Genomic DNA, 13,495 nt, shown 5'->3' with positions numbered 1-13,495 from the left:
GGTTAAGGTGAACAATATGAAGTTACAACTTATGTACTCTTTTTTACGATCGGATATTAATGTGATAGAAAAAGAATTAAAAAAGACAGTCGCTTCTGAACAGCCATTAGTAGAAGAGGCAGCATTACAGCTTATTGAAGCTGGTGGGAAACGAATTCGTCCTGTATTTGTGTTGCTTGCAGGGAAATTTGGAGATTATAAGTTAGATGCGATTAAGCATGTTGCTGTTGCGTTAGAACTTATTCATATGGCTTCTCTTGTTCACGATGATGTTATTGATGCTGCATTTTTACGACGCGGCAGTGCGACTGTGAATGCGAAATGGGGAGATCGTATTGCGATGTATACAGGGGACTATCTGTTCGCTAAGTCTCTTGAATGTATAACAAATATCGAAATTCCAGAGGCGCATCAAGCGTTATCACATACTATTTTAGAAGTCTGTAAAGGTGAAATTGAACAAATTAAAGATAAATACAATTATGACCAAAATTTAAGAACGTATTTAAGAAGAATAAAGCGAAAAACAGCATTATTAATTGCCGCGAGTTGTCAATTGGGAGCGATTGCTGCTGGTGCTAATCGTGATACGGTAAATCGTCTATTTTGGTATGGGTATTTTGTAGGAATGTCTTATCAAATTATTGATGACATTTTAGACTTCGTTTCTACAGAAGAGAAACTTGGAAAACCTGCTGGCGGAGATTTACTACAAGGGAATATTACACTTCCTGCTTTATATGCGATGGAAGATCCAGTACTTCGTCAGAAAATCACATCTGTACATGAAAATTCAACAGCAAGTGAAATACAAGAAATTATTGATGCTGTAAAAAATAGTACAGCAATTGATCAAGCATTTGCATTTAGTGAACGTTATTTACATAAAGCTTTAGAAATAATAAAACCACTCCCACGTGGAAAAGCAAAGTACGCATTACAAAATGTTGCAAAGTATATTGGAAAACGAAAATTTTAATGTTTATTCTAAAAAATAAAATAATCTCTCTATTTCAAAACTATTGCACAATTGTGATAAGGGTGATAATATGTGTGTGGGGATATACAATTACATACATAATTCAGAAGTGGAGAGATTTTTTATGGAAAAAACATTTCTAATGGTAAAACCAGACGGTGTACAACGTGCCTTCATTGGGGAAATTGTAGCTCGTTTTGAGAAAAAAGGCTTTCAATTAGTTGGTGCAAAATTAATGCAAGTCACTCCGGAAATTGCTGGACAACACTACGCTGAGCATAAGGAAAAACCTTTCTTTGGTGAGTTAGTAGACTTTATTACATCTGGACCTGTGTTCGCAATGGTATGGCAAGGTGAAGGTGTAGTAGATACAGCGCGTAACATGATGGGGAAAACAAGACCACATGAAGCAGCTCCTGGAACAATTCGTGGAGATTTCGGTGTAACTGTTGCGAAAAACATTATCCATGGTTCTGATTCTTTAGAAAGCGCAGAGCGCGAGATTGCTATTTTCTTTAAAGAAGAAGAATTAGTTGACTACTCAAAATTAATGAATGAATGGATTTACTAATTATTTTGAAATAATTTGTAAACGCTTTAATCACTGTGATAATAGTAAAAAGTGCAAGGAGAATAGGGGTATTCTTCTTGCACTTTTTTTATTTTCAGTTAGTTACGAAGTTTGAGCTGTTATGATATGTTGATATTTAAATTAGGCCTATCGGAAATATAGAATAAGAAAATGGTCGATTTATGATATAATTTCTTTAATATTTTTAGAATGATAAAAGTTAATATAGTGAGATAAATACATATACGAAAAGAGGAATAACGTATGCGATATATTACAGCTGGTGAATCTCATGGTCCACAACTTACAACGATTATAGAAGGTGTTCCGGCAGGATTGTCTTTAGTAGCAGATGATATAAACGAAGAGTTAGCTAGAAGGCAAAAGGGATATGGGCGCGGTAGACGCATGCAAATTGAAACGGATCAAGTGCAAATTTTAAGTGGTGTTAGACATGGAGAAACATTAGGTTCCCCTATTGCACTTGTTGTTGAAAATCGTGATTTTGCACACTGGACAAAAATTATGGGGGCGGAGCCTTTAACTGAGCAAGAAGAAAAAGAGATGAAAAGGAAAGTGACAAAACCAAGGCCTGGGCATGCTGATTTAAATGGTGCGATTAAATATGGTCATAGAGATATGAGGAATGTACTGGAACGTTCGTCAGCGCGCGAAACGACGGTGCGTGTTGCTGCTGGTGCGGTTGCTAAAAAGGTGTTAGCAGAACTTGGTATTAAAGTGGCGGGCCATGTAATTGAAATTGGCGGTGTACAAGCTAAGGAGATTACGTATAGTTCAATTGAAGAATTAAAGAGTATTACAGAAGCATCTCCTGTACGTTGCTTAGATGAAGAAGCTGGTAACCAAATGATGAAAGCGATTGATGATGCGAAAGCAAATGGTGATTCAATTGGTGGAATCGTTGAAGTAATTGTGGAAGGGATGCCAATTGGAGTAGGTAGCTACGTGCATTATGATCGAAAACTGGATGCGAAATTAGCAGCTGCAATTATGAGTATTAATGCTTTTAAAGGTGTCGAGATTGGAATTGGTTTTGAAGCAGCGCATAGACCAGGAAGTGAAGTTCATGATGAAATTCTGTGGGATGAGGAGCATGGATATACACGAAGAACAAATAATGCAGGTGGACTAGAAGGCGGTATGACGACTGGAATGCCAATTGTTGTGCGCGGTGTGATGAAACCGATACCTACACTTTATAAACCTCTTCAAAGTGTAGATATTGATACGAAAGAGCCTTTTACAGCGAGTATTGAACGTTCAGATAGTTGTGCAGTGCCAGCAGCTAGTGTCGTTGCAGAAGCGGTTGTGGCTTGGGAATTAGCGACAGCTTTAATAGAACAATTCGGATTAGATCGTATGGAACTAATTCGTGAAAATATTGAGAAACATAATGAATATGCGAGGGGATTTTAATGGGAAACATACATATTCAAACGAAATCAAAAGAATATGATGTACATGTTGGTAAAGAAGCGTTGTCAAACTTAACAACGATCGTTCAAAATATGCAGCCAGCGGTATCTAACGTAATGATCATTTCAGATGAAGCTGTTGCATCACTACATTTACAGACAGTTATCGATGCATTACAAGTAGAGCAGCACGTGTTTTCGTTTGTTGTACCAAGTGGCGAAAAAGAGAAGTCTTTCGAAAATTTCTATGCGGCTCATACGTCAGCTCTTGAAAATAAATTAGATAGAAATTCTTTAATTCTTGCACTTGGAGGCGGAATGATTGGAGATTTAGCTGGTTTTGTTGCTGCATCGTTTATGCGTGGTATTCGCTTTGTGCAGGTTCCGACAACTTTATTAGCGCACGATAGCGCAGTGGGTGGTAAAGTAGCGATTAACCATCCGTTAGGTAAAAATATGATTGGTGCATTCCATCAGCCAGAAGCAGTTGTATATCATACACCGTTTTTACAGTCTCTTCCTGAAAAAGAGTGGCGTTCAGGTTATGCAGAGGTGATAAAGCATGCTCTTATTGGTGATGTGGAGCTATACCATTGGTTAAAAGAAGAAGTGCAAACATTAGCGGATCTTCATGATGAGAAGTTAATCCATATATTAACGAAGGCGATTCCTGTAAAGGCAAATGTTGTGTCACAAGATGAAACAGAGAAGGGTGTACGTGCTCATTTGAACTTTGGACATACGTTAGGACATGCTCTTGAAAAAGAGCTAGGGTATGGAAATATTACTCACGGTGACGGTGTAGCGGTTGGAATGTTATTCGCCATATTTTTAAGTGAGCAAGTGTACAAGGTTGATCTTGCTTATGAAGATATGAAGCAGTGGTTCTTGAAATACGGCTATCCAAAAATGCCAAGGGATTTGAATGTAGAGCGCCTCGTTCAATTGATGAAACAAGATAAGAAAGCAAATGCAGGAGCAATTCATATGGTGCTTATGCAGGAATATGGGGTAGTGAATGTCGTATCTATTTCAGATGAGACTGTTCATATTGCGTTAGAGGCATTTCAAAAAGATATGGTTTAAAATGATAGCGAAGTGCTGTGAAGTGCTCATTTAGAGGTATTCTCGTAATAGTGACGGTTATGACAAAAGATTACAGTAAGGGGCTATAACCGTATTGTAATCAAATTGAATGAAATGACTGGGGGAAGAAAAATGAGAGTGAAAGAGCAATTGTTAACTTTGAGAGCGTATGTGCCTGGGAAAAACATTGAAGAAGTAAAAAGAGAATATGGTTTATCAAAAATTGTGAAATTAGCATCCAACGAAAATCCATTCGGTTGTTCAGCACGTGTGACAGAAGCATTAACTTCTTTAGCGAGCCAATATGCCCTTTATCCAGATGGATATGCCTTTGAACTTCGGACAAAAGTAGCGGAACATTTAGGTGTAAAAGCAGAACAACTACTATTTGGTAGTGGATTAGATGAAGTCATTCAAATGATTAGCCGAGCGTTACTACATGAAGGAACAAACGTTGTAATGGCGAATCCTACGTTTTCACAATATCATCACCATGCTGTTATTGAAGGAGCAGAAGTTCGTGAAGTATCACTTAAAGATGGTATTCATGATTTAGATGCAATGCTAGAGCAAGTAGATGAGAAAACGAAAATTGTATGGATTTGTAATCCGAATAATCCAACAGGTACATATGTTGAGAAACAAAAATTACTTTCATTTTTAGAATCAGTTCCTAAGTCGGCTCTCGTTATTATGGACGAAGCATATTATGAATACGCGGAAGCAGAAGACTATCCGCAAACATTACCACTTCTTGAAAAGTATGAAAATCTTATGGTTTTACGCACGTTTTCAAAAGCATATGGTTTAGCTGCTTTTCGTATCGGATATGCGATTGGGGATGCGAAGTTAATCGGACAGCTAGAAGTAGCTAGGTTACCATTCAATACATCAACTGTAGCCCAATCTGTAGCACTCGCTGCATTAGAAGATCAAGCCTTTTTACAAGATTGTGTGCAAAAGAATGCTGAAGGTTTAAATCAGTATTATGCATTTTGTAAAGAATATAACGTATTCTATTATCCATCCCAAACAAATTTCATTTTCTTAAAACTTGGTATACCGGGTAATGAAGCTTTCGAACGATTAATGAAAAAAGGATATATCGTTCGTTCTGGTGCTGCATTTGGTATCGATGATGGTATTCGTATTACTGTCGGTTTGAAGGAAGAAAATGATGAAATTATAGAGTTGCTGAAAGAGCTTGTAAATGAGCAAGTACAGAAAGAAGAAACATATTCTTAAGAGATTGTGAAGGCTCCTAGTATAGGAGCCTTTTTTATCGCATTCAAAATAAAGGTTGAAGACTGCTAATTAAGTTATTCTGTAAACCACGGTTTGTATGGCTCGATAATTAGTGAGAGAAGTTATTTGCACGGTCATAAAAGAAAGCGGTACAATAGAAGATGATGGTAAGGTATCGGTGTCATATCCGAACCTTTTGAACAATTAACTACTCTGTAAGAAGAAGTATAAGAAGAAGTATGCTCATTCTAAAGGTTGCGTTCTAACAGTGAGTTGCTTATGATAAATGAACAGAAGAGAATATTTTTTAGAATTAAAGGAGACGTTTATGCAAAAGTTTGAACAAGCTGTTTCATATATTGAAAATGGTGAAGCGGAAAAAGGATTACAATTATTAAAAGAACAATTAAAAATTGCGAATGATGAAGAGAAGTATGATATCGCTCGTTACTATCATACGCTTGGATTTACAGATGAGGCATTAGCAATTACTGAAGACTTACGTTTACTGTATCCAGAAGAAAGTGAATTCACTGTATTTTTAGCAGAATTATATATTGATCTAGATAAAGAAGATGAAGCGATTGAAGTGCTTCATGATATTCCAGAAAATGACGATTTATATGTTCAATCGTTATTACTTGTTGCAGATTTATTCCAAATGCAAGGTTTTGATGATGTAGCAGAGCAAAAACTATTAAAGGCGAAAGAAATGATGCCTGATGAACCTGTTATTACGTTTGGGTTAGCAGAATTATATAGTAGTAAAGGTGAAGAACAAAAGGCAATTACTTATTATGAATCGCTATTAGCGGAACATAAAGTAATGGGTGGTGTTGTGATCGCACTTCGCCTCGCAGAAACGTTAAGCGCGATCGGAAACTGGGAAGAAGCGATTTCTTATTATGAAGCAGGCCTAGAGGAACAAAAAGATATTCACTCATTATTTGGATATGCCTTTACATTATACCAAGGTGAAGAATATCAGAGAGCAATTGGTGCTTGGCAAGAACTAAAAGAATTAGACCCTGAGTACGCATCACTGTACATGTATTTAGCGAAAAGCTATGAAAAAGAAGGAATGCTTCAAGAAAGCTATGAAACGCTTCATGAAGGAATTAAAGTAGATGAGCTTTCAGTTCCATTTTATGTAGAGTTAGCGAACATTGCGGCGAAATTAGGGAAAATAGTAGAAGCAGAGGAAGTTCTTCAAAAAGCGCTTGAGTTAGATCCAGGGCATTTAGGTGCAACATTAAAATATGCATATATCTTAAAAGAACAAGAAAAGTACGAAGAGTTAATTGCAATTGTAGAGCGTGCTATTGATAGTGGAGAACCAGATACACAACTACTTTGGGATCTTGCGTATGCAAAAAAACAATTAGAAATGTATTCGGATGCATTAAAACACTATGAAAGTGCATATACTTCTTTTAAGAATCATCCAGACTTCTTAGAAGAGTACGGTTATTTCTTATTGGAAGAAGGAAAACGAAAAGAGGCGAAAGAAGTATTTACCCAGTTATTACAACTAGACCCGACACAAATTCATATTGAAGAATTGTTATATAATTTAGAGGATTTTTCATAAGTTGGAAGGAAACTGAATGCCGCTTCTTGAATCTAAAAAGAAAAGAGAAAGACAGAGGAGGGACTTAATTGCTATGAATACCCCTGTTTCTGTAAACGAGAAGAAGGATTTTGTAAAATGGTTTTTGAATAATTACCAACTGAAACAGCGTGAATGTGTATGGATTCTGAATTATTTAATGAGTCACGACCAATTGATGCATAAAGTCCACTTCGTAGAGCATGCAAAATATTGTCCGCGTGGCTTAGTGATGTCAGCGAATTGTGTGAAAGACACACCGTTTCACTTTTTTAAACAAAATGTTATGACAACAGATGCTGAAAAATCGTTTCATGATATTCGTTTAAATCGAGATGAGGATATTTATATTCAACTCAACTTTAAATCATCGTTTCAAAATGCGAATTATGTAGCTGTATTAGAAGAAAACCCATATCTACCAAAGCATATTGAAGTAAATGAAAAAGATCGTTTACTTGCAGAAAGGTTTTTGGAAGAAAGTGTATTTTCGTTTAGGAGAGAACGCCTTTTGAAACAAATTGATGAAGCGTTAGATAAGCAAGATAAGGAAGCGTTTCATAGATTAACGGCAGAGTTAAAGACTTTATAGAATTTATTTGGATTAATTAATTTTTACAAATTTCAGACTTTTATAAAGAAAAACTACCTATATTGGGTAGTTTTTCTTTTTTTACCTCTTTTAGTGTGGTTTAATATATATAAAGTGAAAGTTCTGTCATTTGCAAGTGAAGGAGGGAAGGGATTTGAAGTGGATTGTAAAAGATGTAGAACAGTTTGAGCAAGCAAGAGAGTATGTTGATACAGGAGTAATACCGCTGTTATCAATTTCGGCAGCAAAAGAAATGAAAATGGTTGTAGAACAAGGTGAATTTATCGAATTGTTGAGCACGGAATTGGAAAGAGAGTATAAAGGAAGAGTGCTTTTACTGCCTGCGTTTACGTATTTGGTAGAAAGTCAAAAGAATGAAAAAGGTCGTTTGCAAGAATGGACAAATCATTTACGAAGTGAAGGTTTTAAGCATATTGCTTATGTTACAAGTGATTTTTCATGGAAAGAGGATATGCAAGAGTTACAGGGAGATTTATTTTGGTTTCCTTCATTAGCGTTAGAACAATTTAGTGATCAAGCAAAAAGAGAAGTTATTCATGCGCATATAAAAAATATAATGGTGATGTTGGAAGAGAAATGGGGAAACTCGCAATAAACAGAAAGTTCTTATTATTATGAGTAGTATGATATTGACCTGTGCATGAGCGTATTATATCATGATAGTGTCCTAGTTTTTATTTTTTATATAATTTATCACGAGGGGACAATTTCTGATAGAGGGGGGAAATTTTCGTGAGCGACAAAGAACATCGCGTGTCAAGAAGACAATTTTTAAATTACACACTCACAGGGGTAGGAGGCTTTATGGCTGCCGGTATTTTAATGCCGATGACGCGATTTGCGCTTGATCCGGTGTTAAGAAAAGAAGCGGGAACAGATATGGTTGCTGTTGCGCAAGTAAAGGATATTACAACAGAGCCGAAGCGTTTCGATTTTAAAGTGAAGCAGGTTGATGGTTGGTACAAGTCTGAAGAACCAAAATCGGCTTGGGTTCATAAAGATGAAAGCGGAGACATTGTTGCGTTCTCTCCAGTATGTAAACATTTAGGATGTACAGTTAACTGGAATTCGGACAAAGCACATCCGAATCAATTCTTTTGCCCATGTCACGGGGGGCGTTATACAAAAGATGGGATTAACATTAAAGGTACGCCACCCCTTGCTCCGCTTGATGTGTACGAGTCTAAAGTGAAAGATGGAACGCTGTATCTAGGAAAAGCGAAGCCAAGAGGGGGTGCAAAGTAGATGTTAAATAAAATTTATGATTGGGTGGATGAAAGATTGGATATTACACCAATATGGCGTGATATCGCTGATCATGAAGTACCTGAACATGTAAACCCGGCACATCACTTTTCTGCATTCGTCTATTGCTTTGGAGGACTTACCTTTTTCGTTACTGTAATTCAAATTTTATCTGGAATGTTTTTGACGATGTATTATGTGCCTGATATTAAAAATGCTTGGGAATCAGTTTACTATTTACAAAATGAAGTTGCTTATGGGCAAATTGTTCGTGGTATGCACCACTGGGGTGCTAGTCTCGTAATTGTAATGATGTTTTTACATACACTCAGAGTTTTCTTCCAAGGTGCGTATAAAAAGCCCCGTGAGTTAAACTGGATTGTTGGTGTTCTTATTTTCTTTGTTATGTTAGGTCTTGGTTTTACCGGATATTTATTGCCGTGGGATATGAAAGCTTTATTTGCTACAAAAGTAGGGATTCAAATTGCAGAGCAAACACCGCTCATTGGTCCTTATATTAAAACATTACTCGCTGGTCATTCCGAAATTGTTGGCGCTCAAACATTAACTCGCTTCTTTGCTATTCACGTCTTCTTCTTACCAGCAGCACTTCTAGGTTTAATGGCCTTCCACTTCATCATGATTCGCAAACAAGGTATTTCCGGTCCACTATAAGAGATTGCTAAATTAAAGGGGAAAGAACTAAAGGAGGGAGATTATGCATCGCGGCAAAGGGATGAAGTTTGTAGGAGATTCTCGGGTACCAGTAGCTCGGAAACCAAATATTCCAAAAGACTATTCTGAATACCCAGGGAAAACAGAAGCATTTTGGCCGAACTTCTTGTTAAAAGAATGGATGGTTGGTGCAGTTTTTTTAATCGGTTATTTATGTTTAACAGTGGCGCATCCGTCGCCGCTTGAGAGAATGGCGGACCCAACAGATGCTGGATATATACCACTTCCAGATTGGTATTTCTTATTCTTGTATCAGTTATTAAAGTATTCGTATGCTTCCGGTTCATTTACTGTAATTGGAGCATTTATTATGCCAGGGATTGCGTTTGGAGCATTACTGTTAGCTCCATTTCTTGATCGAGGTCCAGAAAGACGTCCATTGAAGCGTCCTGTGGCAACTGGATTTATGCTTTTAGCAATTGCATCGATTATCTTTTTAACTTGGGAATCTGTAGCACACCACGACTGGGAAGCTGCAAAAAAACAAGGAGCAATTGTAAAAACAGCGCCAGTTGATAAAAATGATGATGGCTATAAATTAATGCAAAAAAATACTTGTTTAACATGTCATGGTGACAATTTACAAGGCGGGGCAGCAGCACCGGCACTGCAAAACTTAACTTTAAAGCCAGAAGAAATTGCTAAAATTGCGAAAGAGGGAAAAGGTTCAATGCCTAAAGGTGTATTTAAAGGTACGGATGAGGAACTGAAGAAGCTTTCGGAATTCGTTGCAAAGTATAATAAAAAATAATAAAAAGCTGACTACAAAATTTGTAGTCAGCTTTTCTATTTAGTTGGATGAAGTTTGTTATAATAGAGTAGGATTTAATGAATGAATTACTTTGCTTGAAAGGTGTTGGACATACGGATTGGTGTACTTGTATGCAATGTTAAGACAACGCTCGGTATTATTATTTTTATTAATTGTTAACATATTAGGTACAATTTACGGATTTATATGGTACGGAAATCAATTGAAAGAAACGTCACCTATATTTTGGCCGTTTGTACCAGATAGTCCTATGGCGAGTCTCTTTTTTGTCTTTGTTTTAATTGCTTTTTTGGCAAAGAGAAACTGGGGATTAATAGAAGCGTTAGCGATTGTAACTTTAATAAAATATGGTATTTGGGCTGTTGTTGTAAACGGGATTATGATTTACGTAAAAGGGCCTATTGGCCTTATGGGCTACATGTTAATGCTTTCGCACTTTGCGATGGCAGTACAAGGATTTTTATATGCTCCATTCTATCGTATAAAAAAATGGCATTTTATAGTAGCAGCTGTGTGGACGTTGCATAACGATGCAATTGATTATTTATTTTGGCAAATGCCGCGATATGGAATTATGCATTTGTTTGTAGAGGAAATTGGTTATTTTACGTTTTGGTTAAGTATTGCTGTACTATGTATTACATATTATTGTTGCTTACGTGAGCAAAGGAAACAATTTTCTTTATGATGGTTAGAACATTTAGGGGGAGAACATGGAGAAAAATAAGAGTGGTACAAAAATATTGGATCGATTGATTACTTTAGTTGTTTCATATAGCATAGCATTTTCTATTTTTGCACTCGCAACAACGGCAGTTGTCTATGGAAAATGGCTGTATTATTTTGAAATTGATTTTTTAAATATTCCTGATTTAGCGGATATGACGAAGGATGAAATTAAAAGAAATTACGATGTGCTTATTACATATTTATCCCCGTTTTATGACGGAGCATTACATTTGCCAACATTAGATATGTCCACAAATGGCCGTATTCATTTTGTAGATGTTAAAAATATTTTAGTAAAGATTCAATATGTGATGTATGCGACAATTATGATTGCAGTGATAGGCGGAATTTATTTATTAAAAAAGAAAAATGAAAAGTTTTTACTGCACGGATCGATTTTAACAATCATTTTTCCGATAGCGCTTATGTTACCAATTGCTATTAATTTTGAAAAGAGTTTTGTATTATTCCATAAACTTTTATTTAGTAATGATTATTGGGTTTTTGATCCTGAAAAAGATCCAATTATATTAATGTTACCAGAAGAGTTCTTTATGCATGCTGCGTGTGCTATTTTATTATTCATTTTAGGTGGTAGTATACTTTGTTACAGTTTATATCGATATTTCGTAAAAAAGAAAAGGATGTCACAGAAAAAATTCTCTGCTTAAAGAGAATTTTTTTCTTTGTAAAATGATAATATATTTTTCGGTCTAGTTCTGTTCTATTCTTGTCCAAATTAACATATTTTGTACTAGTAGTTATAGGGGGGACCGGGATGAAGAGAACATTAATTGGATTGATAGCATTTCTAATTATAATGTTTCCGTTACGTATATATGCTGAAGAGTGGAATGAGCTAACAGGGTTGTTAGACGACTCGTTACAGTTAGTGAAGCGTAATGAAGATGAAAAAGCGGTACAAGTATTACAACATTTCTCGGAGCAATTTTTAATAAAGGGGAATGAAAAGAAGCAGGAAGTAACACCAGATCAAGTTAGAGTTATTTCTTTAGCTTACGATAAGGCGCAACAATCGCTCTCTGAAGAAGGTTTAGGTAAGCAAGCTAAAATTGATAATGTGCTGGCATTACAACTTGCTGTTGATGCACAAGTATCGAAATATCAACCACTTTGGATGGAAAGAGAAAGGAAAGTAATGGATGCCTTTTCTCAAATGGAAAAAGCGATGGAAAAAGAAGATGCTGGGCAGTTTCAACAAACGTTAAATACGTTTTTAAATGAATTCAATATTATTTATCCAAGCTTAATGATTGCTTTGCCAGAAAACGAGGTTCAGCGTGTAAATGTTCATTTATCTTATTTAGATGAATTTCGTAACGTTATGTTAAAAACGAAAGGCGGCCAAATGCAATTAGGGATTATTAAAGGGGATTTGCAAAAGATATTTCACACAGTAAAAAAAGATGAAATTGCACCCTCTCTCATTTGGTTTATGACAATTACTGGGGGACTTATTTTCTTCACATTAACTTATGTTGGATGGAGAAAGTATAAAGGAGAGAGAGAAAAAAGAAAAAGTAATGTACATTCTAAAAATAGATAATGCAATAAATAAAGATATGGATTGTAAGGTTTATTCATTGACAATAGTGGCAGAAGAAAATAGAATGAGAAGTACTATAATTAAAACTTCAATGGAGGTTCATGATGTTTTATTTAATTTACTTCGCGATCATAATGATCATACCGTTGTATGCACAGTCAAGAGTACGTAGTGCCTATAGCAAGTATTCACAAGTTTATTCAACATCAGGTATGACAGGAGCGGAAGTGGCTCGAAAAATTTTAGATGAAAATGGATTATACAACGTAGCTGTAGAAGAAACACCAGGTCATTTATCAGACCATTATGATCCAACCGCTAAGACGGTTCGATTATCAACAGATAACTATTATGGACATTCAGTTGCTGGTACAGCAGTTGCAGCACACGAAGTAGGACACGCAATTCAAGATGCAAAAGATTATAAATTTATGCGCGTTCGTCATTCGTTAGTGCCAGTTGCAAACTTTGGTTCGAATATGTCTTGGATTTTCGTCCTAATCGGTATATTTGCACAAATGTCTGGTTTGTTGTTATTAGGTATCATTTTAATGGCAGCAGGTGTTGTGTTCCAGCTCGTTACATTGCCAGTTGAGTTTGATGCGTCAAAGCGCGCAATGCAACAAATTGAAGCGTTAGGTATTGTATCAACAGATGAATATGGGCAAGCTCGTAAAGTATTAAATGCGGCAGCATTAACATATGTAGCAGCTGCAGCTGTAGCGGTATTTGAATTATTACGTCTCGTATTAATGTATACTGGTATGCAGCGTAGCGACGACTAAAGACTATCAATTTTGAAGTGCACCCCAATTGTTAGACACATAACTAACAATTGGAGGTGCATTTTTTATGGCTAAATTTTCTTCAAAAGATAAAATACAAGCAGTAAAACGATATCTAGAAGG

At 36.1% G+C, this 13,495-nt stretch carries 15 protein-coding genes; all 15 read left to right on the top strand.

Translation table 11 applies throughout. The annotated features are described in order from the left end of the window. Positions 1 to 16: 16 nt before the first annotated feature. The 15 genes from hepT (at position 17) to QO049_RS07450 (ending at position 13,372) form a co-directional block, all read left to right on the top strand. The gene (gene hepT, locus QO049_RS07520) at positions 17 to 979 is read left to right on the top strand and encodes a heptaprenyl diphosphate synthase component II (RefSeq protein ID WP_000776076.1); all 963 of its coding nucleotides are present in this window, start codon (positions 17 to 19) and stop codon (positions 977 to 979) included. Between the two features lie 124 nt (positions 980 to 1,103). Beyond that, positions 1,104 to 1,550 carry a nucleoside-diphosphate kinase gene (gene ndk / locus QO049_RS07515; protein ID WP_000415883.1) on the top strand — a complete coding sequence of 149 codons (447 nt, stop codon included), beginning with the start codon at positions 1,104 to 1,106 and terminating at the stop codon, positions 1,548 to 1,550. A gap of 264 nt (positions 1,551 to 1,814) precedes the next feature. Further along, the gene (gene aroC, locus QO049_RS07510) at positions 1,815 to 2,987 is read left to right on the top strand and encodes a chorismate synthase (RefSeq protein ID WP_001269386.1); all 1,173 of its coding nucleotides are present in this window, start codon (positions 1,815 to 1,817) and stop codon (positions 2,985 to 2,987) included. Continuing rightward, the gene (gene aroB / locus QO049_RS07505) at positions 2,987 to 4,072 is read left to right on the top strand and encodes a 3-dehydroquinate synthase (RefSeq protein WP_000526812.1); all 1,086 of its coding nucleotides are present in this window, start codon (positions 2,987 to 2,989) and stop codon (positions 4,070 to 4,072) included. The genes aroC and aroB overlap by 1 nt, the downstream gene beginning before the upstream one ends. A gap of 132 nt (positions 4,073 to 4,204) precedes the next feature. Further along, positions 4,205 to 5,317 (top strand): histidinol-phosphate transaminase, encoded by a 1,113-nt coding sequence (gene hisC / locus QO049_RS07500; protein WP_001264023.1) that lies wholly within the window; start codon positions 4,205 to 4,207, stop codon positions 5,315 to 5,317. Between the two features lie 328 nt (positions 5,318 to 5,645). Then, positions 5,646 to 6,908, top strand: a complete 1,263-nt coding sequence (locus QO049_RS07495) for a tetratricopeptide repeat protein (protein WP_001168671.1) — start codon at positions 5,646 to 5,648, stop codon at positions 6,906 to 6,908. Positions 6,909 to 6,981: 73 nt separating this feature from the next. Next, positions 6,982 to 7,518 (top strand): ReoY family proteolytic degradation factor, encoded by a 537-nt coding sequence (locus tag QO049_RS07490; protein WP_001095925.1) that lies wholly within the window; start codon positions 6,982 to 6,984, stop codon positions 7,516 to 7,518. Positions 7,519 to 7,672: 154 nt separating this feature from the next. Continuing rightward, positions 7,673 to 8,134 carry a YpiF family protein gene (locus tag QO049_RS07485; RefSeq protein ID WP_000871314.1) on the top strand — a complete coding sequence of 154 codons (462 nt, stop codon included), beginning with the start codon at positions 7,673 to 7,675 and terminating at the stop codon, positions 8,132 to 8,134. A 137-nt stretch (positions 8,135 to 8,271) separates the two neighbouring features. After that, on the top strand, positions 8,272 to 8,784 hold the full coding sequence (gene qcrA / locus QO049_RS07480) for a menaquinol-cytochrome c reductase iron-sulfur subunit (protein WP_001280593.1): 513 nt from the start codon (positions 8,272 to 8,274) through the stop codon (positions 8,782 to 8,784). Further along, the gene (gene qcrB / locus QO049_RS07475; RefSeq protein ID WP_000932700.1) at positions 8,785 to 9,459 is read left to right on the top strand and encodes a menaquinol-cytochrome c reductase cytochrome b subunit; all 675 of its coding nucleotides are present in this window, start codon (positions 8,785 to 8,787) and stop codon (positions 9,457 to 9,459) included. 43 nt (positions 9,460 to 9,502) lie between these two features. Then, a complete protein-coding gene (gene qcrC / locus QO049_RS07470; protein WP_000554603.1) occupies positions 9,503 to 10,270 on the top strand; it encodes a menaquinol-cytochrome c reductase cytochrome b/c subunit in 768 nt (255 codons plus the stop codon). A 118-nt stretch (positions 10,271 to 10,388) separates the two neighbouring features. Further along, the gene (lhaT, locus tag QO049_RS07465; RefSeq protein ID WP_025967075.1) at positions 10,389 to 10,979 is read left to right on the top strand and encodes a lipoprotein heptaprenylglyceryl N-acetyltransferase LhaT; all 591 of its coding nucleotides are present in this window, start codon (positions 10,389 to 10,391) and stop codon (positions 10,977 to 10,979) included. A gap of 25 nt (positions 10,980 to 11,004) precedes the next feature. After that, positions 11,005 to 11,691 (top strand): lipoprotein intramolecular transacylase Lit, encoded by a 687-nt coding sequence (gene lit, locus QO049_RS07460; RefSeq protein ID WP_000414377.1) that lies wholly within the window; start codon positions 11,005 to 11,007, stop codon positions 11,689 to 11,691. Between the two features lie 107 nt (positions 11,692 to 11,798). Beyond that, a complete protein-coding gene (ypjB, locus tag QO049_RS07455) occupies positions 11,799 to 12,587 on the top strand; it encodes a sporulation protein YpjB (protein ID WP_000831583.1) in 789 nt (262 codons plus the stop codon). Between the two features lie 101 nt (positions 12,588 to 12,688). Then, a complete protein-coding gene (locus QO049_RS07450) occupies positions 12,689 to 13,372 on the top strand; it encodes a zinc metallopeptidase (protein ID WP_058839490.1) in 684 nt (227 codons plus the stop codon). Positions 13,373 to 13,495 lie beyond the last annotated feature (123 nt).

This window comes from Bacillus sp. RB3, from assembly GCF_030164735.1.
In the GTDB taxonomy this organism is placed as follows: domain Bacteria; phylum Bacillota; class Bacilli; order Bacillales; family Bacillaceae_G; genus Bacillus_A; species Bacillus_A cereus.
This window is presented reverse-complemented; position numbering and strand designations above follow the sequence as displayed.

Excerpts from the sequence above, each read along its gene's own strand:
- hepT (WP_000776076.1), top strand. The coding sequence starts at position 17 with ATGAAGTTACAACTTATGTACTCTTTTTTACGATCGGATATTAATGTG.
- ndk (WP_000415883.1), top strand. The coding sequence starts at position 1,104 with ATGGAAAAAACATTTCTAATGGTAAAACCAGACGGTGTACAACGTGCC.
- aroC (WP_001269386.1), top strand. The coding sequence starts at position 1,815 with ATGCGATATATTACAGCTGGTGAATCTCATGGTCCACAACTTACAACG.
- aroB (WP_000526812.1), top strand. The coding sequence starts at position 2,987 with ATGGGAAACATACATATTCAAACGAAATCAAAAGAATATGATGTACAT.
- hisC (WP_001264023.1), top strand. The coding sequence starts at position 4,205 with ATGAGAGTGAAAGAGCAATTGTTAACTTTGAGAGCGTATGTGCCTGGG.
- QO049_RS07495 (WP_001168671.1), top strand. The coding sequence starts at position 5,646 with ATGCAAAAGTTTGAACAAGCTGTTTCATATATTGAAAATGGTGAAGCG.
- QO049_RS07490 (WP_001095925.1), top strand. The coding sequence starts at position 6,982 with ATGAATACCCCTGTTTCTGTAAACGAGAAGAAGGATTTTGTAAAATGG.
- qcrB (WP_000932700.1), top strand. The coding sequence starts at position 8,785 with ATGTTAAATAAAATTTATGATTGGGTGGATGAAAGATTGGATATTACA.
- qcrC (WP_000554603.1), top strand. The coding sequence starts at position 9,503 with ATGCATCGCGGCAAAGGGATGAAGTTTGTAGGAGATTCTCGGGTACCA.
- lit (WP_000414377.1), top strand. The coding sequence starts at position 11,005 with ATGGAGAAAAATAAGAGTGGTACAAAAATATTGGATCGATTGATTACT.
- ypjB (WP_000831583.1), top strand. The coding sequence starts at position 11,799 with ATGAAGAGAACATTAATTGGATTGATAGCATTTCTAATTATAATGTTT.
- QO049_RS07450 (WP_058839490.1), top strand. The coding sequence starts at position 12,689 with ATGATGTTTTATTTAATTTACTTCGCGATCATAATGATCATACCGTTG.